Annotated in this window: 23 protein-coding genes; 12 read left to right on the top strand and 11 right to left on the bottom strand. The window is 59.3% G+C overall.

Annotated features, from left to right (window positions below):
* Window positions 1-27 precede the first annotated feature (27 nt).
* On the top strand, window positions 28-1,629 hold the full coding sequence (ftsZ, locus tag GC127_RS22100; RefSeq protein ID WP_037297441.1) for a cell division protein FtsZ: 1,602 nt from the start codon (window positions 28-30) through the stop codon (window positions 1,627-1,629).
* A gap of 75 nt (window positions 1,630-1,704) precedes the next feature.
* Here ftsZ and GC127_RS22095 read toward each other — a convergent pair whose 3' ends face one another.
* The 7 genes from GC127_RS22095 to GC127_RS22065 all read right to left on the bottom strand — a co-directional run bounded on the left by GC127_RS22095 (window position 1,705) and on the right by GC127_RS22065 (window position 8,534).
* Window positions 1,705-2,694, bottom strand: a complete 990-nt coding sequence (locus GC127_RS22095) for an NAD(P)H-quinone oxidoreductase (RefSeq protein ID WP_151979578.1) — start codon at window positions 2,692-2,694, stop codon at window positions 1,705-1,707.
* On the bottom strand, window positions 2,691-3,590 hold the full coding sequence (sucD, locus tag GC127_RS22090; RefSeq protein ID WP_081506639.1) for a succinate--CoA ligase subunit alpha: 900 nt from the start codon (window positions 3,588-3,590) through the stop codon (window positions 2,691-2,693). Before sucD (GC127_RS22090) ends, GC127_RS22095 begins: the two co-directional genes overlap by 4 nt.
* Complete coding sequence (locus GC127_RS22085; protein ID WP_151979577.1) at window positions 3,590-4,765, bottom strand: ATP-grasp domain-containing protein; 1,176 nt, start codon at window positions 4,763-4,765, stop codon at window positions 3,590-3,592. The genes sucD (GC127_RS22090) and GC127_RS22085 overlap by 1 nt, the downstream gene beginning before the upstream one ends.
* A gap of 141 nt (window positions 4,766-4,906) precedes the next feature.
* Window positions 4,907-5,530 (bottom strand): S9 family peptidase, encoded by a 624-nt coding sequence (locus GC127_RS22080; protein ID WP_199861305.1) that lies wholly within the window; start codon window positions 5,528-5,530, stop codon window positions 4,907-4,909.
* Window positions 5,531-5,717: 187 nt separating this feature from the next.
* On the bottom strand, window positions 5,718-6,599 hold the full coding sequence (sucD, locus tag GC127_RS22075) for a succinate--CoA ligase subunit alpha (RefSeq protein WP_151979575.1): 882 nt from the start codon (window positions 6,597-6,599) through the stop codon (window positions 5,718-5,720).
* Between the two features lie 128 nt (window positions 6,600-6,727).
* Window positions 6,728-7,921 carry an ADP-forming succinate--CoA ligase subunit beta gene (gene sucC, locus GC127_RS22070; RefSeq protein ID WP_151979574.1) on the bottom strand — a complete coding sequence of 398 codons (1,194 nt, stop codon included), beginning with the start codon at window positions 7,919-7,921 and terminating at the stop codon, window positions 6,728-6,730.
* Between the two features lie 34 nt (window positions 7,922-7,955).
* Window positions 7,956-8,534 carry a hydrolase gene (locus GC127_RS22065; RefSeq protein WP_008280505.1) on the bottom strand — a complete coding sequence of 193 codons (579 nt, stop codon included), beginning with the start codon at window positions 8,532-8,534 and terminating at the stop codon, window positions 7,956-7,958.
* 444 nt (window positions 8,535-8,978) lie between these two features.
* On the opposite strand from GC127_RS22065, the gene GC127_RS22060 reads away from it, so the two are divergent.
* The 9 genes from GC127_RS22060 to GC127_RS22025 all read left to right on the top strand — a co-directional run bounded on the left by GC127_RS22060 (window position 8,979) and on the right by GC127_RS22025 (window position 18,113).
* Entirely contained in the window at window positions 8,979-9,683 is a 705-nt protein-coding gene (locus tag GC127_RS22060) for a GntR family transcriptional regulator (RefSeq protein WP_081506636.1), read from the top strand.
* A gap of 62 nt (window positions 9,684-9,745) precedes the next feature.
* Complete coding sequence (gene oxc / locus GC127_RS22055) at window positions 9,746-11,518, top strand: oxalyl-CoA decarboxylase (protein ID WP_008280503.1); 1,773 nt, start codon at window positions 9,746-9,748, stop codon at window positions 11,516-11,518.
* A 60-nt stretch (window positions 11,519-11,578) separates the two neighbouring features.
* On the top strand, window positions 11,579-12,850 hold the full coding sequence (frc, locus tag GC127_RS22050) for a formyl-CoA transferase (protein ID WP_008280502.1): 1,272 nt from the start codon (window positions 11,579-11,581) through the stop codon (window positions 12,848-12,850).
* Window positions 12,851-12,908: 58 nt separating this feature from the next.
* Entirely contained in the window at window positions 12,909-13,826 is a 918-nt protein-coding gene (locus GC127_RS22045; protein ID WP_232279177.1) for a methionyl-tRNA formyltransferase, read from the top strand.
* A gap of 29 nt (window positions 13,827-13,855) precedes the next feature.
* Window positions 13,856-14,032: a hypothetical protein gene (locus GC127_RS22945; RefSeq protein WP_199861304.1), complete on the top strand. Its 177-nt coding sequence runs from the start codon at window positions 13,856-13,858 to the stop codon at window positions 14,030-14,032.
* Window positions 14,033-14,034: 2 nt separating this feature from the next.
* The gene (locus tag GC127_RS22040) at window positions 14,035-14,898 is read left to right on the top strand and encodes a universal stress protein (protein ID WP_008280500.1); all 864 of its coding nucleotides are present in this window, start codon (window positions 14,035-14,037) and stop codon (window positions 14,896-14,898) included.
* A 168-nt stretch (window positions 14,899-15,066) separates the two neighbouring features.
* Window positions 15,067-16,023, top strand: coding sequence for a tripartite tricarboxylate transporter substrate binding protein (locus GC127_RS22035; RefSeq protein WP_037297528.1), 957 nt, complete (start codon window positions 15,067-15,069; stop codon window positions 16,021-16,023).
* A 34-nt stretch (window positions 16,024-16,057) separates the two neighbouring features.
* Window positions 16,058-16,561 carry a tripartite tricarboxylate transporter TctB family protein gene (locus tag GC127_RS22030; protein ID WP_008280498.1) on the top strand — a complete coding sequence of 168 codons (504 nt, stop codon included), beginning with the start codon at window positions 16,058-16,060 and terminating at the stop codon, window positions 16,559-16,561.
* Window positions 16,562-16,601: 40 nt separating this feature from the next.
* Window positions 16,602-18,113, top strand: coding sequence for a tripartite tricarboxylate transporter permease (locus GC127_RS22025; RefSeq protein ID WP_151979573.1), 1,512 nt, complete (start codon window positions 16,602-16,604; stop codon window positions 18,111-18,113).
* Window positions 18,114-18,158: 45 nt separating this feature from the next.
* Here GC127_RS22025 and GC127_RS22020 read toward each other — a convergent pair whose 3' ends face one another.
* On the bottom strand, window positions 18,159-19,565 hold the full coding sequence (locus tag GC127_RS22020; RefSeq protein ID WP_008280496.1) for a short-chain fatty acyl-CoA regulator family protein: 1,407 nt from the start codon (window positions 19,563-19,565) through the stop codon (window positions 18,159-18,161).
* Between the two features lie 142 nt (window positions 19,566-19,707).
* Here GC127_RS22020 and GC127_RS22015 point away from each other — a divergent pair, with 142 nt between their 5' ends.
* Window positions 19,708-20,760 carry a ketopantoate reductase family protein gene (locus tag GC127_RS22015; RefSeq protein ID WP_081506634.1) on the top strand — a complete coding sequence of 351 codons (1,053 nt, stop codon included), beginning with the start codon at window positions 19,708-19,710 and terminating at the stop codon, window positions 20,758-20,760.
* Window positions 20,761-20,781: 21 nt separating this feature from the next.
* Here the strand turns inward: GC127_RS22015 and GC127_RS22010 are convergent, their stop codons facing one another.
* Entirely contained in the window at window positions 20,782-21,744 is a 963-nt protein-coding gene (locus tag GC127_RS22010; protein ID WP_008280494.1) for an acetyl-CoA carboxylase carboxyltransferase subunit alpha, read from the bottom strand.
* 71 nt (window positions 21,745-21,815) lie between these two features.
* Complete coding sequence (locus GC127_RS22005; RefSeq protein WP_008280493.1) at window positions 21,816-22,412, bottom strand: LysE family translocator; 597 nt, start codon at window positions 22,410-22,412, stop codon at window positions 21,816-21,818.
* 82 nt (window positions 22,413-22,494) lie between these two features.
* Between GC127_RS22005 and GC127_RS22000 the strand changes: the two genes are divergently transcribed.
* Entirely contained in the window at window positions 22,495-22,938 is a 444-nt protein-coding gene (locus tag GC127_RS22000; protein WP_037297527.1) for an Lrp/AsnC family transcriptional regulator, read from the top strand.
* 82 nt (window positions 22,939-23,020) lie between these two features.
* On the opposite strand, the gene GC127_RS21995 is transcribed toward GC127_RS22000, so the two are convergent.
* Window positions 23,021-23,644 carry a LysM peptidoglycan-binding domain-containing protein gene (locus GC127_RS21995; protein WP_151979572.1) on the bottom strand — a complete coding sequence of 208 codons (624 nt, stop codon included), beginning with the start codon at window positions 23,642-23,644 and terminating at the stop codon, window positions 23,021-23,023.
* Window positions 23,645-23,813: the final 169 nt, after the last annotated feature.

Raw genomic sequence — 23,813 nt, 5'->3', positions numbered from 1 at the left:
GTGGGCATCAGGACAGGCGGACAAGCTATGACACTCAACCTCACTATGCCCGGACATGACGAGCTGAAGCCCCGTATCACCGTTTTCGGTGTGGGTGGGGCGGGTGGCAACGCCGTGAACAACATGATCGAAAAGCGTCTCGATGGTGTGGATTTCGTGGTGGCCAACACAGATGCGCAGGCCCTGAGCCAGAGCAACGCAGAGAGCCGCATCCAACTGGGTGTGAAGGTGACAGAGGGTCTGGGTGCAGGCGCACGGGCTTCTGTCGGGGCCGCCGCCGCTGAAGAGAGCATCGAGCAGATCGTTGATCATCTGGCTGGTGCGCACATGTGCTTTATCACTGCGGGCATGGGCGGCGGCACCGGAACCGGTGCTGCACCGATCATCGCGCAGGCCGCGCGGGAATTGGGCGTGCTGACGGTGGGTGTTGTCACCAAGCCGTTCCAGTTCGAAGGCGCCAAGCGGATGCGTCAGGCAGAAGAAGGCGTTGAGGCGCTGCAAAAGATGGTCGATACATTGATCATCATCCCCAACCAAAACCTGTTCCGTCTGGCGAACGAAAAGACGACCTTCACCGAAGCGTTCAGCATGGCCGATGACGTGCTCTATCAGGGCGTCAAGGGTGTGACAGACCTGATGGTGCGTCCGGGCCTCATCAACCTCGATTTCGCCGACGTGCGCGCGGTGATGGACGAGATGGGCAAGGCGATGATGGGCACAGGCGAGGATAGCGGCGAAGATCGCGCCATCCAGGCCGCCGAAAAGGCGATTGCCAACCCGCTCTTGGATGAAATCAGCCTGCGGGGCGCCAAGGGTGTGTTGATCAACATCACGGGTGGGCATGACCTCACGCTGTTCGAGTTGGACGAAGCCGCCAACCGTATCCGCGAGGAAGTGGACCCGGATGCCAATATCATCGTGGGCTCGACCCTTGATCCGTCGATGGAAGGCTCGATCCGTGTCAGCGTTGTGGCAACGGGCATCGACGTAAGCCAGGTGGCCGCCGATCTGCCAGTACCGCGCCGCTCGATGGCGCAGCCGCTCAAGCAGCACGTCAGCGCCGAGGCTGCCCCGGTGGCCAAGCCCGAGCCTGCACCGGTCGCCGCGCGTGTGGCAGAGCCGGAGCCGTCGCTCTTTGCCGCGATGGAGACGCAGCGCGCAGCCGCCGAAGATCAGATGGAAGATATTTTCGAAGAGGAAATCGCAGAAGACGATCTTCCGCCGCCTGCCTATCAACCGCGCGTCGAAGAGTTTGCGCGCAACACCTATGACGATGAAGACGAGCTCGAAGCCTACCTTGCGCCGCGTGCACCGGCCCCCGGCACCCCCTCGCCCGAGGCGCTCCAACGGTTGCAGGCGGCTGTCGGTCGTGCCCCGGTACAGCCTCAACAGCGCCGCCCCGAGCCCGAGGCACGGGCCGCAGAAGAGCGTCCGCGCTTTGGCATCAACTCGCTCATAAACCGCATGACCGGCCATTCTGCCGAGCCAGAACGTGCGCAGCCTGTCGCGCGCCCGAGCCGCCAACAGCCAACCATGGGCGGCGCACAGCCCCAGCAGGCCCCGGCGCGTGCCCATGACGAGGACGAGCAGATCGAAATCCCAGCCTTCCTGCGTCGTCAGGCGAACTGATTATCGTTTCAAGCCAAATGAAAAAGCCGCCCATTTGGGCGGCTTTTTTGTTTCATTTCGGTTTGGTGCGTCTCTTCACATCCGCAGGAGGATCTTGCCGTGGTGTTCGGCGGCCTCCATCAACCGATGCGCTTCTGCCGCCTCGGCCATCGGCAGGACGCGGTGCGTTACCGGGCGCAGCTTCTGAGCAGCGAAGAGGGGCCAAACCGTCTCGTGCAGGGCTTCGGCCACTTGCGTCTTGAAGCCTTCGGGGCGCGAGCGCAGAGTAGAGCCGGTATAGCTCAGGCGTTTGAGCATCACAGGCATCAAATCAATCTCGACCTTTGAGCCCATGTTGAATGCCAATTGGATGATCCGGGCATCGTGCCGCGCGGCTTTGATGTTTCGCGCTACATAATCTCCGCCTATGATATCGAGGATGATGTCGGCCCCGCCAGCCTCGCGAGTGAGAGCGACGAAATCCTCGGTGCGGAAATTGATGGCTCGGTCTGCGCCCAATTCGGTCACGAATTGCGCCGCTGCGTCATCGCCAATCGTCGTCAGCACCGTGAGGCCCATAGCCTTGCCCAATTGAACTGCGGTTGAGCCGATCCCACCTGCTCCGCCATGCACAAGGAAAACGCCGTCCTTGGGCAGATTGTGCCTCAGAAACACATTGCTCCAGACGGTAAAAAAGGTCTCGGGCAGGCCCGCGGCCTCGACCTCGTCCACACCGTTCGGGATGGGCAGGCAATGGCTCGCGTCGACCGCCACAAATTCGGCATAGCCCCCGCCGTTGGTCAGGGCGCAGATGCGGTCTCCGGGGTGCCATTTGGTGACACCCTCGCCACAAGCAACCACTTCGCCAGAAACCTCAAGGCCAAGGAGATCTGACGCGCCCTTGGGTGGAGGGTAATGCCCGCGTCGCTGCACAAGGTCCGGACCGTTGACGCCAGCGGCGGTGACGCGGATCAGAACCTCGCCTGTGCCGCAGCCGGGCAGGGCGCGCGTGCCGGGGATCAGAACCTCGGGGCCACCGGGGGCGGTCATTTCGATAACGCGCATGGTTTCGGGCAAGGCGCTCATCGGGCAGCCGCCTTTTGCGGTGTCTTGGCGCTCGCGCGCGCTACGGCGGCCACCACGTCATCGGCATGGGTTGCAATCTCGACCCCGGCACCGCGCAGACGCGCGATCTTATCCGCTGCCGTGCCACCGCCCAGAACCGAAAGCGTGCCAGCATGGCCCATCCGCCGCCCGCGCGGCGCATGGCGTCCGACCACAAGGGCAACGACGGGCTTGCCATAGTCCACCGCTTCGAGATACGCGGCGGCCTCTTCTTCGCCGCGCCCGCCAATCTCGCCGATCATAACGACAGCCTCGGTCTCTGGATCGTCACGAAATGCCTTAAGACAGTCGACAAAGCCCACGCCATGCAATGTGTCACCCCCAATGCCCACGGTGGTCGATTGTCCAAGCCCCGCCTTGCTACATTGTGCAAGGATTTCCGAGGTAAGCGAGGCCGAACGCGAGGCAATACCGATATGGCCCGGCATTGCATTCACCGTCGGCATGACGCCGATTTTGCATTGGCCCGGCGTCAGGATGCCCTGCGAGTTGGGGCCAATCAATATGGTATCGGTGCCCGCAAGCGCCTGTTTGACGCGGCTCATGTCATGTTGTGGCACGCGCTCTGTCACGCAGACGACTACGCTGACCCCGGCCTCGATCGCCTCGATCATCGCGGGTCCAGCCTGAGGTGCGGGCACGATCACGAGGCTGGCGTTGGCCTGTGTCGCTTCAACCGCCTCGCGCACGGTGTTGAAAAGCGGCAGGCCCAGATGCCGCGCACCGCCCTTGCCGGGGCGCACGCCGCCCACGCAGGTGGTGCCATAGCGCGTCGCCTCATCGGTGTAGAAGGTGCCGGAGCGCCCGGTCATGCCCTGAACAATGAGCCGTGTTTCGGAATTGACAAAAATCGCCATCAGCGCGCCCTCCTCTGGCCTGCCAGCTCTACTACCCGTCCAACCGCAGCCGACAGCGTGTCGCAGCTCTCAACCGGCACTTTGCGTTCGCGCAGGATGCGGTGGCCCCAATCGGCATGTTTCCCCGAGATATAGGCAATCACCGGCAGCTTCCGCGTGGCTTTAGCATAGGCAAAGTTTACGCCTTCGGCTACCGTATCGGCAGAGGTCATGCCGCCGCCGTGAATGGTGAGCAGGATCGCCGATACTCGATCATCGGCGAGAAGTATTTCGACCCCGCGCGCCACATCCATACTGCTCGCGGTCGTGCGGATATCCATGAAGTTTGCAGCCTTGCCGCCAGCGTCTGTGATCATGTCATTGGTAGCAAGGCCAAGCCCCGCGCCATTGGCAACAACGCCGATGTTCCCTTCGAGCCGTACAAGGTTGATATTGTGTTTCTGCGCGGCCAACTCATCCGCTGGCGCGGGACGATCCGCGACCATGGAGGCGAATTCGGGGCGGCGAAAGCCGGCGTTTGGATCAATCGCAACCTTGGCATCCACGGCCATCCAGCGGCCATCGGTCGTTCGGGCAAAGGGATTGATTTCGATAAGTGTCATGTCGTTTTCGGTAAAGGCGAGGCGGGCGGCAAAGATCGCGTCGATGGCCGCGTCTTGCGCTTCGCTGATCCCCACACCAGTCAGAAAGGTTGCAATCTTGGCGCGCGCCTCGGGGCTATCCGAAGGTAGCGGGCAGCTTTGAGCCGTGTCCTCGTCCATGCGGGCGCGCTGCTCGAATTCCACCCCGCCCGCACCCGAGGCCAAAAGCATGGGCTGCCCTGTTTCCGGATCAAAGGCGATGGCGACGAAACAGCTTTGTGCGATGTCAATCGCCGCCTCGATCTGCACGAGGGTTACGGTCTCTCCTGCCGGTCCGGTCTGGTCTGTTACCAGGGTCGATCCAAGTAGGCGGCGCGCCTCGTCAGCCACCGCAGAGGGCGTAGCGGCAAAGCGGATACCCCCAGCAAGCCCGCGCCCACCTGCGCCAATCTGGGCCTTCACCACGTATTTTCGCGCGTCAATTTCCTTGCACAGGCGTTGCGCTTCGTCCGGGCTACGCGCGGGACGCCCGTCGGGGGCAAGCACGCCATATTGCGCGAGCAGCTCTTTAGACTGATATTCGGCGAGAAACATGGGATGTGCCTCCTGTTCGGCTATGGTTCTTGGTATACCAGGTGCCAGGTCTAGTCAACGGATGCCATTCCATTCTGGGGACCGGCAGGCGGTTTCGGCCAGGATCTTTCCTCGTGCCGGTCTACCATGCGCTCGCCCTGCTCATTTGGCAATTTCTTGCAAGGTCAACTGTTCTACGGTGCGTTGCAACGCATCAAAGCCATGGCTTGCCCCTTTGACAGGAACATATGCGGCGGGAAGTCCACGCGCCTTGGCGGCGGTGACGAATGCTTCTGAGAATTCAGGGTAGGTATTCGTGTCCTTATCGCCCACGACCGCAAAAATACGAGTGCCACGCGCGATGGAACCGACATAGTCAGAAGGAGAGAGGCTGTTTTTCCAAGCGGATTTGCCACGTTTGGCACGCCATGCGGGAATGTTGCAGGGGCAGGAGACAAGAATCACGCTGTCTAACAGACCCGGATACAGACCGGCAATCGCCCCAAGTTGCGCGGCCCCGCCTGAATGGCCTACGCCGATTACCTTTGATGCTCCGACGGTTTTTGCAAGATTCTGGATTGTCTGTGCCACCAGTGCATTATTCTGCTTGGTGTAGTGATCGCTGCGCCCGTTGTTGGAGCCGGGGGATTTCTGACCCTTTTCACCCGTGTATCCGGGCCTTATGAGAGCAAAGACACTGGCCCCTTTGCCTTGCTTTGCGACCTGTTCCGCGAAATCATAATGATAGGTGGCTGGCCCGCCCTTGCTGACATCGCCGTGAACCACGACCACGAGAGCGCGGTTGCCTGCGCCAAACATCTGACCGTTCAGAGGCCCGGGGGACTGGGCCATCGCCATATTGGCGAGGCCCAGAACCAATAATGCACTTAGACGGAACAATGAGAGCGGTAGCGGCATGGTGAATTCCCTTCACGTTGTGCATGCGCTCCCATTGTTACCGGTCTTAAGTGATTCAGCCAATCGCCTTGAGCACGGCCTCGCCCAGCCCAGCGGGGCTTTCGGCGACGGTGATGCCGGCGGATTTCATGGCTTCGATCTTGCTCTCGGCGTCGCCTTTGCCGCCCGCGACGATGGCGCCGGCGTGGCCCATGCGGCGGCCCGGCGGGGCGGTGCGCCCGGCGATAAAGCCTGCGACAGGTTTTTTACGCCCGCGTTTGGCCTCGTCTTTCAGGAACTGCGCCGCCTCTTCTTCCGCGCTACCGCCGATTTCGCCGATCATGATGATCGACTGCGTTTCGTCATCGGCGAGGAACCATTCCAGCACGTCGATATGTTCGGTGCCCTTGATCGGGTCGCCGCCGATGCCGACGCAAGTCGACTGGCCAAGGCCCACATCCGAAGTCTGCTTGACCGCCTCATAGGTCAGCGTGCCAGAGCGGCTGACCACGCCCACAGAGCCGCGCCGGTGGATATGGCCGGGCATGATGCCGATCTTGCAGGCGTCGGGCGTGATGATGCCGGGGCAGTTCGGGCCGATGAGGCGCGATTTCGACCCTTCGAGCGCGCGCTTGACGCGCATCATGTCCAAAACCGGGATGCCTTCGGTGATGCAGACGATCAGCTCCATCTCGGCATCAATCGCCTCGAGGATACTATCGGCGGCGAAGGGCGGCGGCACGTAGATGACGCTCGCATTGGCCTCTGTCACATGCTTGGCCTCATGCACCGAGTTGAACACGGGCAGGTCGAGATGCGTCGTGCCGCCCTTGCCGGGGGTCACGCCGCCGACCATCTTGGTGCCGTAAGCGATGGCCTGTTCGGAGTGAAATGTGCCCTGAGAGCCGGTAAGGCCCTGACAGATCACGCGGGTATGTTTGTCGACGAGGACTGCCATTTTGTTTGGCTCCTGAGTTCTGCGGCGGGGCCGCGTTAGGGTATGGTCGGATGATCCGGGGCTCCGCCCGTTCGCGCCTCAAACGCTCCACCGGAGCGTTTGCCGGGGCCAAGGCCCCGGACCGGCGCTCACCCCTTGACGGCCTTGACGATCTTCTGCGCGCCGTCTTTCAGATCATCGGCGGCGATGACGTCGAGGCCGGAGGTGTTGATGATCTCCTTGCCCTTTTCGACATTGGTGCCTTCGAGACGGACCACGAGCGGCACTTTCAGCCCCACCTCTTTGACCGCAGCCACCACGCCCTCGGCGATCACATCGCAGCGCATGATGCCGCCGAAGATATTGACGAGGATGCCTTTGACCTGCGGATCAGAGGTGATGATCTTGAAGGCTTCGGTGACCTTTTCCTTGGTCGCCCCGCCGCCCACGTCGAGGAAATTGGCGGGCTCGGCGCCATAGAGCTTGATGATGTCCATCGTCGCCATCGCCAACCCCGCACCATTGACCATGCAGCCAATCTCGCCATCGAGCGCGATGTAGTTGAGGTCGTATTTCGACGCTTCCAGTTCCTTGGGGTCTTCTTCCGAGGTATCGCGAAGTTCGGCGATATCGGCGTGGCGGTAGATCGCGTTGCCGTCAAAGCCAAGTTTGGCGTCGAGCACCATTAGATTGCCGTCGGTGGTAACGATCAGCGGGTTGATCTCGAGCATCTCCATGTCTTTTTCGACAAAGGCACGGTAGAGCAGGCCCATCAAAGATACGCATTGTTTAACCTGACCGCCGGTCAAACCAAGCGCAAAGGCGATGCGTCGTCCATGATAGGGCATGTAGCCTGTGGCGGGATCGACAGCGAAGCTGAGGATTTTCTCAGGCGTTTCTGCGGCGACCTCTTCGATATCCATGCCGCCCTCGGTCGAGCAGACAAAGCTGATGCGGCTGGTCTGGCGGTCGATCAGCAGGGCAAGATAGAGTTCGCGCGCGATGGCCGAGCCGTTTTCGATGTAAATGCGGTTGACTTGTTTGCCCTCAGGTCCGGTCTGATGCGTGACAAGTGTACGGCCCAGCATGCGCTTGGCCTCTTCTGCCGCCTCGTTCACAGACTTGGCAATGCGCACGCCGCCTTTTTCTCCGGCACCCGCCTCTTTGAACTTGCCCTTGCCACGGCCACCGGCGTGGATCTGCGCTTTGACCACCCAGACGGGGCCATCGAGCGCACCAGCGGCGGTCTTGGCCTCTTCGCCGCGCAAGACGACCCGGCCCTCACTGACCGGTGCGCCATAACTGCGCAACAAGGCCTTTGCCTGATATTCATGGATGTTCACGCTCTTCCTCCCTTGGATAATACGACCGCGGCCGTCATTTGATCAGTGGCAACAGTTTCTTGAAGGCCGGTGTTCCAGCCTGGCCCAGCCATTCGAACACGACCATTTCCGTGGTGGCGATACCTGCACCCGCTGCGCTGAGCCGCGCGATGCAAGCATGTTCACTCTCCAACGTGCGTGAGGCGGTGGCATCTGAGACAACAAAAACCTCAAATCCCTCTTCGATCAGGCTTGCGGCGGTTTGCAGCACGCAGACATGCGCCTCCATTCCCGCAAGCACGGCTTGTTTGCGGCCAAGGGCGCGGAAATGCGCTGCAAAATGGGTGTCTTCCATACAGGAGAAATGCATTTTGCTGAGGACGACGGCATCTGGCCCCGGTTTGAGATCCGGGACGGTGCGACCAAGACCTGACGGATATTGCTCGGTCATCACCACGGGTACAGCCATTTCTTGCGCGCAGGCCATGAGAGTGCGCGCATTGCGAATCGTGCGCGCCGGAGCCTGCATGGCGGGGACGAGCCGCTCTTGCATATCAATGATCACAAGCGCGCTGTCGGCGGCACGGATAAGCATGATCGTCCCCCTGATGTCATCCACAAATGTGGTGTTCATTCTTGTGGTATTCCAAATACCACAGATGATTTTGCCCAGCAACCCAGCAATTTTCAGGCGTGATCCGCAGGTTTCAAGCTAAGACAATGCAAGACCCGGTGATGCGGTTTCATTGTGCGATACGATGCTGCAGTGCGACACGCGCGATGTGATTCGGTGAGAGTGGGCATCCTCTCTAGATTGCAATAAAGTTAACAAAAAACAAATATAATCAAATATTTATCACTGCTTCGATAGGATTGAGCCGTCGTCGATGACCGTTAGATCCGCACGCCTGAATTCTGCTTGATAAACAAGGCTGTCATGGTCATTTCCGGTGAGTCATGCTGCACCTGCGGCGACGAATCTTGGAAAAATGATTTGCCCGACCTGATATGCTGGTCTATGGTATACCACAGAAATGAGCATGGCCGCCGAAGGGCGCGGGCGCATTGGAGGGATAACATGAAGCTACGCCCGATCGCGTCGAAATTCACGCTCAAGGATCATGTTTACGACCGTCTGCGCGAGGCGATCCTAGAGATGGATATCTACGATCAGAACGCAGAACTTCGGTTGGACGAGCGTTCGTTGGCGGAGCAACTGAATATTTCGCGCACCCCGCTACGGGACGCGATTGCGCGGCTTGAATCTGATGGGCTGGTGACGGTGGTCCCGCGCAAAGGTGTGTTTGTTCAGCGCAAGAGTCTGGAAGAGATCCTGGAGATGATCGTGGCCTGGGCGGCGCTTGAGAGTATGGCGGCACGGCTTGCGGTTGATAATGCGAGTGACACAGAGATTGCGACACTGCGCAAGATCGCCTCGAAATACAATGACGAGCTCTCCGCGACGCGGATCGCTGAATATTCTGACGACAACCTAAAGTTCCACATGCACATCTTGGAAATTTCGCATTGTGGCTTGCTCAAGACCATGGCGGAGGGGCTGTTTCTGCACATCCAAGCGGTGCGGCTTCGGTCTATGTGGGAGGGTGATCGCGTCAAGCGATCGGTTGTCGATCATGCTGAAATCATCGAGGCGTTGGAGCGTCGCGATGCCGAGGAGGCCGCTGAACGGGTGCGGGAGCATACGATGCAGTTGCATCAGCACCTTCGCAGAACTTGGGGCCGGCTGGAATTGACCCGCAACGCTGCGGCGAACACGGGCTGAACATCATCCTCACACCCGGCAGCATAGACGGGGTGAGACAGATTTGAAACGGGAGGGAAACCATGGCAGTCGCCAGCGCACACGTAGCACATAGCAAGGCACCTGAAGGGGATATCGAAAATCTCACAGATGGGTTTCACCTGCTGATTGATGCACTCAAACTCAACGGGATTGAGACGATCTATAACGTCCCCGGCATCCCGATCACCGACCTTGGCCGCTATGCGCAGGCACAGGGAATGCGGGTGATTTCCTTTCGGCATGAGCAGCATGCGGGCTATGCCGCGTCGGTTGCGGGGTTCCTCACGAAGATGCCCGGCGTATGCATGACAGTGTCTGCCCCCGGTTTCATGAACGGGCTGACCGCTCTTGCGAATGCGACCACGAATTGCTGGCCGATGATCCTGATTTCCGGCTCGTCCGAGCGCGAGATCGTGGACCTTGCCCAAGGCGATTACGAGGAAATGGACCAATTGGCCATGGCGCGGCCATTCTGCAAGGCGTCCTATCGTCTGACATACGCGCAGGACATCGGCATTGCTGTGGCCCGTGCCATTCGTTCGGCCATTTCCGGTCGGCCCGGTGGGGTCTATCTCGATATTCCCGGCGCGATGCTGGGGCAGGTGATGGATGCAGCTGAGGGCGCGCGCTCGCTGGTCAAGGTGATCGAGCCTGCGCAGCGGCAAATCCCGGCGAAATCCGCAATTGATCGCGCCATCGAAGTGATGAAGACCGCGAAGCGCCCGCTGATCGTGCTGGGCAAGGGCGCGGCCTATGATCAGTGTGATGATCTGATCCGCGAGCTTGTTGAAAAGTCTGGCTATCCTTTCCTGCCGATGTCGATGGCCAAGGGTCTGTTGCCTGACACCCATCCGCAATGTGCCGCGGCGGCGCGTTCGATGGTGCTCAAAGATTCTGATGTGGTCATCATGATGGGCGCGCGGATCAACTGGCTGCTCAGCCACGGTAAGGGCAAGCAGTGGGGCGAACCGGGGGCCAAACGCTTTGTCCAGATGGATATCGAGGCCGAAGAGATGGACTCGAACGTCGAGATTGCAGCCCCCATCGTGGGGGATGTCGGATCGTGCTGTGAGGCGCTGCTCAAGGCGATGGACGGGGCTGGGATCGCCCCGCCGAAAGAGTGGCTTGATGCGGTGAACTCCAAGGCCACGGCCAATATGGAGAAAATGGACGCTCGTCTGCGCAACAACAATGATCCGATGGATTATCACGGCGCGCTCGGGGTGATCAAAGACGCGATCAACGACAATCCCGATACGATCCTTGTCAACGAGGGGGCCAATACGCTCGATATGTGTCGCTCTATCGTCAACATCCACAAGCCGCGTCACCGGATCGACGTGGGCACCTGGGGTGTGATGGGGATCGGCTTGGGTTCGGCCATTGCGGCCGCCATCGAGACCGGCAAGCGTGTGCTGGCGGTTGAGGGCGACAGCGCCTTTGGCTTCTGCGGAATGGAGATCGAAACGGTCTGCCGCTACAACCTGCCGATTTGTACGGTCGTGTTCAACAATGACGGTATCTATCGCGGTGATGGCGAAAATTGGGGCGGCGGCGATGATCCCGCGACCACGGTTTTTGTCAAAGGATCGCGCTATGACCTGATGATCGAGGCTTTTGGTGGCGTCGGTGTCATCGCACGCTCGCCGGATGAACTGCGCAAGGCGGTTTATGAGGCGCTCGACAGTGGCAAGCCGACGCTGATCAATGCAATCATTGACCCGGCAGCGGGCAAGGAAAGCGGCAATATCGGCAATCTCAACCCGCAATCTGTGGTGGCGCAACGCCTCTATCCGCAGGCGCGTAAAGACTGAATGAAAACGAAACTGGGGCGTGGGCACTAGGCCCACGTGACTCAGAAGATGGAGAACTCAATGAAAGCTCTTGAAGGCGTCAAGATCCTCGACTTTACCCATGTGCAATCAGGCCCGACCTGCACGCAATTGTTGGCATGGTTCGGCGCGGATGTGATCAAGGTGGAGCGCCCCGGTGTTGGTGATGCCACGCGCAAGCAGCTCGTGGACGTGCCGGGGGCGGATAGCCTCTATTTCACAATGCTCAACCACAATAAGCGCTCGATCGAGCTCAACCCCAAGAATGAGGCAGGTAAAGAGGTGTTGACGCGCCTTGTCGAGACTTGCGACGTGCTGGTTGAGAATTTCGCGCCGGGTGCTCTTGACCGTATGGGCTTTAGCTGGGAGCGGATTCAGGAAATCAATCCGCGGATCATCATGGCCTCGGTCAAAGGGTTTGGCCCCGGCAAATACGAGGATTGCAAGGTCTACGAAAACGTCGCGCAATGCGCAGGCGGTGCGGCCTCGACCACTGGCTTCCTCGATGGTCCGCCGCTTGTGACCGGCGCACAGATTGGCGACAGTGGCACCGGCCTGCATCTGGCACTTGGCATCGTGACCGCGCTCTATCAGCGCGAGCGTTCGGGTCGGGGGCAAAAGGTGCTGGCGCCGATGCAGGACGGGGTGATCAACCTCTGCCGCGTCAAGCTGCGCGATCAACAGCGCCTCTCTGTTGGTCCCCTGACCGAGTATTCGCAATATGGCGCAGGTATCCCGTTTGGCGACTCGACGCCGCGCGCGGGCAACGATTCAGGCGGTGGTCAGCCGGGCCGCATCCTGAAATGTAAAGGATGGGAGACCGATCCCAACGCCTATACCTATTTCATCACTCAGGCGGCTGTCTGGGAAAAGGTCTGCGACGTGATCGGCGAGCCTGATTGGAAAGATGCGCCCGGTTATGCCACACCGGCCGAGCGGCTGGACAAGCTGGATGCGATTTTTGCGCGCATTGAAGAATGGACCATGACCAAGACGAAGTTCGAGGTGATGGACATCTGCAACCCGCATGACATCCCCGTGGGTCCGATCCTGTCGACCAAGGAAATCATGGAGGATGAGGGCCTGCGCAAGACCGGCACCATCGTTGAGGTCGATCACCCGACGCGGGGCCGCTACACCAGCGTCGGTTGCCCGATCAAGCTGAGCGATAGCCCGGTCGAGGTTACGCGGTCGCCCCTTCTTGGGGAACATACGGCGGAAATCCTGAAGGATGTGCTGGGCTATTCCGGCGAGGATCTGGCGCGGATCATGGAGTCCGGTGCCGTTGGCACAGCCAAGCAGGCTGCAGAATAACGAATAGGTGTCGGTAAGGCCGGCGTAGACCGGCCAACCGCACAAACGGGAGGAGCGAATGCGACTTATAGTGATGGGGCAACAGGCCTTTGGCAAAGATGTTCTGGCCAAATTGCTCGACACCGGGACAGACGAAGTTGTCGCGGTCTATTGCGAACCTGATCGGGATGGAAAACCTGTCGATCCGATCAAGGAGCTTGCGCTGGAAAAGGGCCTGCCGGTCCACCAGCCTGCCAATTTCGATGATCCTGCCTCGCTTGAGGTGTTGGCGGGGCATAAGGCGGACCTGATGGTCATGGCCTTTGTGAATGTCTTTGTCCCTGAGGCTGCGCGCGATACGCCGACCCATGGCTCGATCTGCTTTCACCCCTCTTTGTTGCCGCTGCATCGTGGGCCGTCTGCCGTCAACTGGCCCATCATCATGGGGTCCACCAAGTCTGGCTATTCGTGGTTCTACCCGTCGGATGGGTTGGACGAGGGCGACAGCCTTTTGCAGTGGGAATGCGAAATCGGGCCCGATGACACGGTGATCGACCTCTATTTCAAAAAGATCTATCCGCATGCTGTCGACAGCGTACTGACTGTCTGTGATCTCTTTCGGGCAGGTAATCCGCCGCGCATCGTGCCCGACGAAGATCAGGCCACGTACGAGCGCCGCTGCACGCGCACCCATGCGCGGATCGAATGGCACCGGCCGGTCAAACAGGTCTATGACCTAATCCGGGGAACCAATCCGGCACCCGGGGCCTGGACCACGCTGAATGGCGCAGAGGTTGATGTTTACGACTGCGCGATCGTGGCGGGAGACGGGATTTCGGGCCGCGTGCGTGACGTGTCTGATGCGGGCGTTGCGGTGCAATGCGTGGGCGGGCGTATCCTGATCAAGCGGGTGCGACCGGCAGGCGGAGCCAAGATGCCCGCAAGTGATTGGGCGGCATCGGTCGGGCTTGCACCGGGGGCCACCCTCGGAAGCTGATTTCGACACCAGAGCAATGGGAGCGCATCATGGCTGATTTAGACCATTCCCACGCCACCACAGGAGGGCCGAGGCAGATTGCCGATAGCCCAAAGGGTCAAGGTCTGACAGGCTGCACCATCGTGACCGCGCCGATTTCGGGCGATATGCCTTTGGCGCGGTTCCTATCCACCAACGCCGCAGGCGTTCCCAACGGGTTCTATTGATCATGGGCAAGAGCACACTTCACACCATCATGATGCCGGTTCGCGAAGACGGGCGGGGGCCGATCCTGTTTGCCCATGCCGCAGCCCTCGCCAAGCGCTATGACGCCCATGTGCGGGTGGTTCATTGTCACCCTAAGGCCGAAGATATGATGCCCTATGGCGTGGTTATTCCCGCGTTCCTGCGAAAGCAGTTGGAAGAAGCCAGCCAGAAACGGGCGGATTACGAGCAAGGCTATATGCGCGACAAGTTTCTTGAGGATGCCAAGCGTCACGGCATCAGCGTAGAGCCGCGCGCCATCGGCAAGGCCACGGCTGCCTTTCGCGAATACGAGGGCAAGCAAGTCGAGGTGGTGCGCCACTACGGACGTCTAGCCGATCTAATCTGTGTGGCGAAGCCGAGCCAAGAAGAGAACCTTGGGTATAACACATTGAAATCGGCACTGTTCACGTCAGGGCGCCCAGTTCTTGTGTGCCCCGAAACCGAGGTAGTGGCCCCGGATATCGGCAGCCATGTGGCGATTGGCTGGAACGGCTCACTCGAGGCCTCGCGGGCGGTGGCCATGGCGATGCCTCTCATCGAGGGTGCGGACCAGGTGACGATCCTGACGGGGGGCCGAATCGATCACACCGCCACGCCCGAGGAATTCCGCCATTATCTCGCGCAGCGGGGGATAACATCGCAGATTAACACCTTTGAGCGCAGCGGAAACGTTGGCCGGACGCTTTTGGAAAAATGCACCGAAGTAGGGGCAAACATGCTGATCATGGGTGCCTATCATGAGAGTTATGAGCGGGAGTCGCTCTTGGGCGGCAATTCCGCAACGATTGTCGCGGAAGCGAAAATCCCCGTCGTCATGGTGCATTGAGGCCGCGAGCAAGCGGGTCGGAAAAGTTCTGGACAGAAAAGGGAGGACGACAGCAAACTAAAATCTGGTTCGGATAAGCCCCAAAAAACATGGCCGAGGAGGGTCAAGGGCATGTCAGAACCTCTAACGCATCTGGCCAAACAAACAGGCCATCAACGGGAGGAAGACATGAATATTCTAAAGACGTTAGCAGTCGGCATCGCCGCGCTCGGGCTCTCTGCCCCAGCCGCCATGGCCGAATGGCAGCCGCGCAAGCCCATCGACTTTGTCATCATGGCGGGTCCGGGTGGTGGTGCAGACCAGATCGCCCGCTTTATTCAGTCTGTGGCTGAAAAGAAGGACATGACAAACCGTCCGCTCATCCCCAACAACAAGGGTGGCGGTTCTGGTGCAGAGTCGCTGATCTGGCTCAATTCTACCAATGATCCGGATCACACAATTCTGGTGACGCTGAACTCGTTCTTCTCTACGCCGATCCGTCAGCCAGAGCTGGGCATCGACATCCAGACCTTTACGCCGATTGCGATGATGGGCGTTGATCCTTTCGCCCTCTGGGTCCACAAGGACAGCGGCATCGAGACCTTCGAGCAGTGGCTTGATGCGGTCAAGGCGGCGGATGGCGAGTATGTCACTGGCGGCACCGGAACGGGGCAGGAAGACAGCATCGTTTTCGCCTACATGAACAACGCGTTTGACCTTAAGACGAAGTATATTCCCTTCGACGGTGGTGGCGCGGTTGCGGCGGCCCTTGCAGGCAAGCAGATCATGGCGACTGTGAACAACCCGGCTGAAGCGCGCGGTTTCTTCCAGTCGGGCGATGTACGTCCGCTTCTGGTGTTTTCGGACGAGCAGATGAGCGCCTATCCGGGCATTCCGACGCTCAAGGAAAAAGGCCAAGACTTCAGCTACTACAACCAGCGGGCCGTCGTGGGCGCGCCGGGGATGTCGGACGAGGCTGCAGCCTATTACCAAAAGCTGTTTGAGGACATCTTCAACTCGGAAGAGTGGCAGGGTTACCTGGAAGCTGAATCTCTCTCGCCGCTGTGGATGAACGCCGACGAGCAGCGTGCATACTGGCAGTTGCAGGTGGAAAACCACACCAAGCTGCTTGAAGGCATGAAGTGATCTGAACCGAAACTGAAAACAAGGAGGGCTGGCCATGCGGGTTGGCGAACTAGTGACGGCGGGCGTGCTGGCCCTCCTCTCCATCTATCTGATGTACAAGTCATCGGCGAACGGGATCGGCTTTGTTGCCGGAACCGGACCACAGGGCGGCTTCTGGCCATTCTGGCTGTCGCTTGGCATGCTGATCTCGACCGGTTTTATCGCCCTGAACTGGGTGCGGGGCACGTCTCCGCAATCTCAGTCGGACGAACCGGTTCTCGACTCTTACGGGCTCAAGACATTGTTGCTCGTAGGGGGCGGTATCATAGGCTTTGTTGCCCTGATCGACATTGTGTCGATGTATGGCGCGGTTGCGATCTTCATGATTTACTACCTCAAAGTCCTCGGCCGACATGGCTGGTTTCTGACCAGCATGATGGTCGTGATGTTCCCGCTCGGACTGTTCTTCTTCTTCGAAGGGCTGATGCAAATCTCGATGCCAACAGGCATGGGATTCACCGAGCCGGTGTTCAATGTCCTCTACGAAATCATCTACTGAGCCGGTCACGGCCTAGCTGACAAAAAGGGCGACCAAACCCATGGAAATTCTATCTCTACTTGGCGACGGCATATTTGTCGCATTGCAACCTCTTAACCTTTTGCTCATCTTTGTTGGCGTGACTCTCGGGCTCTTTATCGGCGCAATGCCGGGTTTGGGTTCGGTGAATGGTGTGGCAATCCTGTTGCCGATCACCTTTCTTGTCCCGCCGGGATCAGCAATCATCTTCTTGGCCGCCATCTACTATGGCGCCATGTATGGGGGGGCGATTTCGTCGATTACCTTGGGTATTCCCGGGGCCTCGACGGCGGTCGCAACCACCTTTGACGGACGACCACTGGCCCTTCAAGGCAAGGCGCGTCTTGCCCTCGTGGCGGCAGCGATCGCGTCTTTCGTCGGGGGAACGGTATCTGTTGTTCTCTTCACCGGTTTTGCCCCGCTCTTGGCAACGGTGGCGCTCAGCTTTGGTCCGCCAGAAATCTTTGCGCTGATGCTTTTGGCCTTTGCCACATTCGTGGGCCTCGGCGGCGACGATATCCCCAAGACGGTGTTCTCGATCTGCTTTGGCCTCGTGCTGGCAACAGTGGGCTTTGACCAGATTTCCGGTGCGCCGCGTTTGATCCTGCTCGACATGAACGGGTTTCTGGGCGGTATCAGCTTTCTGGTTCTGGCCATCGGTGTCTATGGCATCGGCGAGATGATCTGGACGATTGAATCGACACGCGGGGAAGTGACCAATACCGAAGCAAAGATCTCGGTTAAAGGGATCATTGAGGATAGTGGCACGACCATCAAAAAGGGGTGGAAAGGCATATCTGTCGGTTCGTTCCTTGGCTTCTTTGTTGGCGTGCTTCCTGCTGCAGGGGCAACCCCGGCGTCGCTCATGTCCTATGGCGTGACCAAGATGCTCTCGAAACGCCCGGACGATTTCGGCAAGGGCCATGTTGGTGGTGTGGCCGCCCCTGAAGCGGCAAACAATTCTGCTTCGACCGGGTCCATGCTGCCGATGTTGACCTTGGGTATCCCAGGGTCTCCGACCACGGCCATTCTGCTCGGCGGGATGGTCATCTGGGGTCTGACACCCGGTCCGCGCCTCTTTGTGGAGCAGTCGGATTTCGTCTGGGGTCTGATTGGATCGTTCTATGTGTCCAACCTGTTTGCCCTGATCGTGAACCTTGCCTTCATCCCGCTCTTTATCTGGATGCTGCGCATGCCCTTTACGGTGCTGGCACCACTGATCTTTGTGTTGTCGGTCGTTGGCGGCTATGCGGCGATGCAGGATATGTTCGACATCTGGTTGCTGCTGATCTTCGGCTTTGGCGCGTTCTTCCTGCGCAAGTTCGACTATCCGGTGGCTCCTGCGGTTCTGGCCATCGTGCTGGGTCCGATTGCCGAACCGACGCTGCGCCAATCGCTGCTGTTGTCTTCGGGTGATCCCTCGATTTTCTTCACCCGTCCGATTTCGGCACCGATCATGATCATCGCAATCATCCTGATCCTGATGCCTGCGTTCAAATACTTGCGCCCGCGCCGGGCCAAGCCGGCCGAATAAAGACCTATCGAGTAAAATGGAAAGGGGGGCCAATCGGCCCCCCTTTCAGCTTTCATACCGGGTGCTGCCGCGCCGGTTCTCGTCAATCGGCAATTCCATCAACAAGGGCTGATGTGCGCGCTGCGAACAGGCCTGACGCGGGCAGAGGTTGCAATTGAGGCCGATAGGCGCATAGAGCTTGGGGTCGTCGAAATTGTAGCTCGATGCATAGCGCAGGCGGTGCGCGTATTTCGCCTCGCATCCAAGGGCAAGTGTCAAGCGGCGGTCTTGCGTTTCCTCACTGAAAACGGGGCGGTGCACCGTGCGGCTGACCGTGAAATAGCGCGCGCCATCGGGCATTTCGACGAATTGCGGCATCATCACGCCGGGTTGGTAAAACGCCGTGTGAATATTCCAGACCGGGCAGGAGCCGCCATATTCCGCCAAGTGGAACGAGGTGGAATTGAACCGTTTGGTAACATTTCCAGCCTTGTCGATCCGCAAGAAGAAGAACGGCACACCACGCGCGCCCTCACGTTGCAGAGTGGTCAGGCGCTGACAGACCTGTTCAAACGAGGTGCTGAAGACGGCGGCAACGCGGTCGATGTCATAAGCGGCCAACTCAGCTTCGCGCAGAAAGGCGTCATAGGGCATGAGAAACGCGGCGGCAAAGTAATTGGCCAATTCCACCCGGAGCCGCGCCAATGCATGCTGTGAGCCAAGCCCGCTGCGGTCCACGACCCCTAACAATACGTCAGGATAAGCGACAAGGCAGAGCACATGCGCCAGCTGAAAGGCGCGGTTGGAGGTATCAAGCGCCTGTGACAGATGCACAACGCCCGTTGCCTCATCGTAGTAGCGCAGCGCGTCGCCCATCTCTCCGATCCGTCGAATGCGTACGCTGATGCCATGGCGTGTTCTCAGGCGTTCGCGCAGGTCGAAATAGCGATCTTCGGGCGAGGAAAAGTCGCCTTCGCGCGCGCTCTCAGCGGCGCGTTCCAACTCGGGAAAGTGGTTTTCGTGGTCGCGGAAGAAGTTGTGGATCACGGTCTCGGGCGAACTGCGCAAGAGTTCATCGGCGGCGTTCTCTCCGGCGAGGCTCAGGATCTTTTCCAGCGCGGTGCGATAGGCGCCATGCAGTTCAAGAAAAAGATCGACAAGCCGGGGGGCGTGATCGACGGCACCGCGCAATTCCTGCAGGTCTGGGCGGTCTAAGGCAAATACTGGATCGCGCACAGCATGGCGCAGATCCGCCACCCGTCTTGCGGTCTCGTCTCGGGTCAGGTCACGCCAGTCGACCGCATAGGCATCGGCAATCGACATCAGCATCTGGACGGAAAGGCTACGCTGGTTGTTTTCCAGTAGGTTGATGTAGGACGGGCTGACGTCCAGCTTGCGCGCCATATCGGCCTGAGTTTGCCCGCGTTCGCGCCGCAACTGCCGCAGACGAGGACCAATGAGGGTCTTTGCCATAGAGAAACCTTACAACATTACAGATTTTTGCATTGTAAAGTTTACCGTACACACATTGACATAAATTTCGTAGTGAAATCGCGGGGCTCCTGTATAGTAAATTCATCACCTACACGCGCAAGATTCTTTCGAAAGGACTATCATGGCATATCGTATCGTTATCCTAGGGGCCTCTTATGGCTCTTTGCTTGGCACCAAGCTCTTGATGGCCGGGCAGGATGTGACGCTCGTCTGTCGTCAGTCCACCGCTGACCTCATCAATTCAGAGGGCACGGATGTGCGTATCAAGCTGCGAGATGAGGCAGAGCACCGTTCGTTCCGCTCCCACGACCTTCCGGGCAAATTGAATGCCTTGACGCCTGAGGATGTGAATCCTGCCGATTATGATATGGTGGCGCTTGCCATGTCAGAACCGCAGTATTGTGCTGACAATATCGTTGATCTGTTGGGCCGGATCGCGGCTGCGGGCACGCCGTGCCTGTCGATCATGAACATGCCGCCGCTGCCCTATTTGCGTCGGGTGCCGGGGCTGGATACCTCGAAACTTGAGGCCGCTTATACCTGCCCGCGGGCATGGGCTGCGTTCAAACCGGGCACTGTGACACTTTGCAGCCCGGATCCGCAGGCCTACCGCGTCGCAGAGGATGGTGCCAACACCCTGCATGTTGGATTGCCCACCAATTTTAAAGCCGCGATTTTTGAGGATGAAGCCCATAACCGCATCTTGCGCGACCTTGAGGCGGCGATTGATGCGGTGACGGTTGAAGGCAAAGATGTGCCGGTCAAGCTGCGCGTGTTCGACTCGATCTATGTGCCTTTTGCCAAGTGGAGCATGCTTCTTACGGGCAATTATCGCTGCGTGCTGCCCGAAGGGGCGCGGCCGATCAAAGAGGCGGTGCATGGTGACGTGGCGCTGTCGGAAAAGATCTATAGCACGGTCGACGAGGTTGTGCGCCGCTTGGGTGCAGAGGCGGACGACGCCGTGCCCTTTACCAAATATGCAAGTGCTGCCAATGGCTTGCTCAAGCCGTCCTCAGCCGCGCGTGCGATTGAAGGTGGGGCAGACCGGATCGAGCGCGTGGATATGCTGGTCAAGCTGATTGCCGATCAGCAAGGGCTTGATTGCGCAGAATTTTCTGGGATCGTTGACACCGTTAATGCACGGCTCAAGGCCAATCGGCGCGACGCCGCTTGAGAATAGATCAGTGCTCGCGGCTCAGGCCGCGAGCCCTTTGGTTCCCATTCGCAGGAATTTTTCGCGCCGATCCTTTATAAGGGCGGCGCGATCCTTTTTCGCCAACTCGCTGAGCATGGCTTCGATCGTTTTACCCACGGCGGCGATGGTGCGGGCGGGATCGCGATGCGCGCCGCCCAACGGTTCGTCAATCACCCGATCCGCGACGCCCAGTCGTGTCAGATCCTGTGCCGTCAGGCGGAGTGCTTCGGCAGCCTCGCGCATTTTCTCGGAATCTTTCCACAAGATTGAGGCGCAACCCTCGGGGGAGATGACGGAATAAACGGAATGTTCCAGCATCGCCACACGGTTGGCCGAGGCAAAGGCCACGGCACCGCCTGATCCACCCTCACCGATGATCACACTGACCAACGGCACACCGATGGCAAGGCAGGTTTCAGTGGCGCGGGCAATCGCTTCGCTTTGGCCGCGTTCCTCTGCCCCTTTGCCGGGGTAGGCGCCAGGGGTGTCCACCAGCGTGACAACCGGAAGGCCGAAACGGTCGGCCATCTGCATCAGGCGGACGGCCTTGCGATAGCCCTCGGGGCGGGCCATGCCGAAATTACGGGCGATCCGGCTTTTGGTATCATTGCCTTTCTCATGGCCGATCACCATCACGGGATTTCCGTTGAGCCGGGCAAGACCACCCATGACCGCGTGATCCTCGCCAAAGGCGCGGTCGCCGGCCAGCGGGGTGTAATCGGAAAACAGCGCCTCGACATAATCGCGGCAATGCGGGCGGTCAGGGTGACGGGCCACCTGACATTTTCGCCATGGAGTCAAAGTCTTATAAAGATCGCGCAACATTTCGGCAGCCTTCGCATCCAGTGCTGCAGCCTCTGCCTCGACGTTCATTTCGGCATTTCCGCGCGCAATGGCGCGCAGCTCTTCGGCCTTGCCTTCAATCTCGGCCAGCGGCTTTTCGAAATCGAGGTAGTTGGTCATCGCAATGCTGTCTCCACGGTTGCCGTGGCGTTATATGGCTGCAAGAGCGGTGATTTGCAATCACAACCCGGTCAGGTGGGCCAAAGGACGGGGATAAGGGTTGCGATCAGTAGGCTGGCCATGATCCAATTGAAGATGCGTAAGCGAGTTTGGTTCTTGAGGAGGCGGCGGAGTTGTTGGCCGAGCAGGGTCCAGCTTGTGGTGCTGACCATGGATACCGCAACATATACCCCTGCCACCCAGAGAACCGAGGCCAGATCACGGCCAGTAGCATAGAGGGTGATGGCCGAAAGAGCCATGCTCCACGCCTTTGGATTGACCCATTGAAACGCCGCAGATTGTAGGAAAGTCAATGGCTTACCAGACGCTTCTGCATCGCGGGGCGGGGCGGCGTTGGCGATTTTCCACGCCAGATAGACGAGATAGGCGACAGAACCGATCTTGAGCAGGGTGTAGCTGAGCGGCCATAGGTCAAAGACTTGCATCACGCCAAGGCCCACAAAGGCCACCATTAGCGGAAAGCCCAAACCGACCCCCAACATATGGGGAATTGAGCGGGAAAAACCGAAGTTTGTCCCCGATGCCATGAGCATGAGATTGTTCGGTCCCGGTGTCATGACCGTGACAAAGGCGAAAGTGGCGAGGGCGGTGAGCAAATCGAGTGTCATAGCCGCAATCCTATGCGATAACAGCAGGCATGGAATTGCGTTTCGTTGTGATGGTAATCAAAACATGCAATATAATTCGGCCATGGACAAAATCAGTGAACGTATATTGCAAGAGTTAACGCGCGATGGTCGGATCAGCAATCTGGAGCTGGCCGAGCGGGTGGGGTTATCGGCTTCGGCCTGCTTGCGGCGGGTGCAAGACCTGGAGCGGCGCGGGGTGATTGCAGGCTATCGTGCCGTGCTGGATCGGGGCGCGCTTGGCATCGGATTTCTGGCCTATGTCACGGTCGGTTTGAACAGCCATACCAAGGCCAGTCAGGTGGCGTTTGAGCAGGCAATGGGCCGGGCACCCGAGGTGGTGGAATGTCACAACATCACCGGTGCGGTGGAGTATATCCTGCGGGTCGAAGTGGCGGATCTGGTGGCCTACAAACGGTTTCACACCGATGTTCTGGGCACCTTGCCGCAGGTCAATGCAATCACGTCTTATGTGGTGATGGGATCGCCAAAGGATGGCCGCGGATAAACTGAGCGCCTAAAAATGAAAGGGGGCCGTTGGTTCGGCCCCTCGATCATTCCTGCCATCGTAACTGTGAAACCCTGTAAGATCAGGGTGTTGGAAGGTTGAGAACCTGACCCACGCGCAAGCGATCAGTCGGTTGCATTGTGTCTGCGTTGGCGGCGAGGATATCAGCCTGCCGCCCGAAATCACCATAAAAACGATAGGCGATAGAGGCGAGACTGTCGCCTGTGGCCACGGTGTAGCTATTTGGCACGCGAGGGCGGGCGGGCTGTGACAGGGCGCTGAGCAGGAGGGCCGTATCAACCCGGCCTTCGGCGGTCACAAGACCCTGGGGAACCTCGACCTTGCCCTTCTTCGCGGCATCATTCACGAGCGCGTCAATGTAGGTTTCGGACTGGCCTTGTTGCAGGGCCCCAAGCACCATGGATTCAAGCGCTGGCCCAACCGGCATGGAAGCCTGAGGTGCGGCAGCGGGGGTGGGTGTGGGGTCTGGTAGCGCCGGACGCGTGGCAACGGTTGTGCCGTTTACCAATGGCTCAGGGGCCAAGGCGGGCGCGGCGAGCGTTGAGAGGTCTGGCGCTGCGCGGGTGACATCGCTGTCGGTCACGGGGGGCAGGTCCGCCAAAGTGCGCGGTTTTCCGGGTTGAATGAGGATCAGCGCAAGGGTGATGGCGACAAAACCCGCCGCGATCAGTGTCGCACGCAACATATGAAAACCTCACTAAAATCAATACATTGGGAAAGGCTGGTCCGGGATGGGCAGCGGCCATAGCCTAGCGCCGCTTGGCCAGTGACGTGATAGTGCACGGCGCTTCCCCCCTTGGTGATTATGCAGCCCGGCAGGCACGAAAGCCGGTTTTTATTGCCTATATCTAGTC

The sequence above is a fragment of the Roseovarius sp. EC-HK134 genome, assembly GCF_902498815.1.
Taxonomy (GTDB): domain Bacteria; phylum Pseudomonadota; class Alphaproteobacteria; order Rhodobacterales; family Rhodobacteraceae; genus Roseovarius; species Roseovarius mucosus_A.
This window is presented reverse-complemented; position numbering and strand designations above follow the sequence as displayed.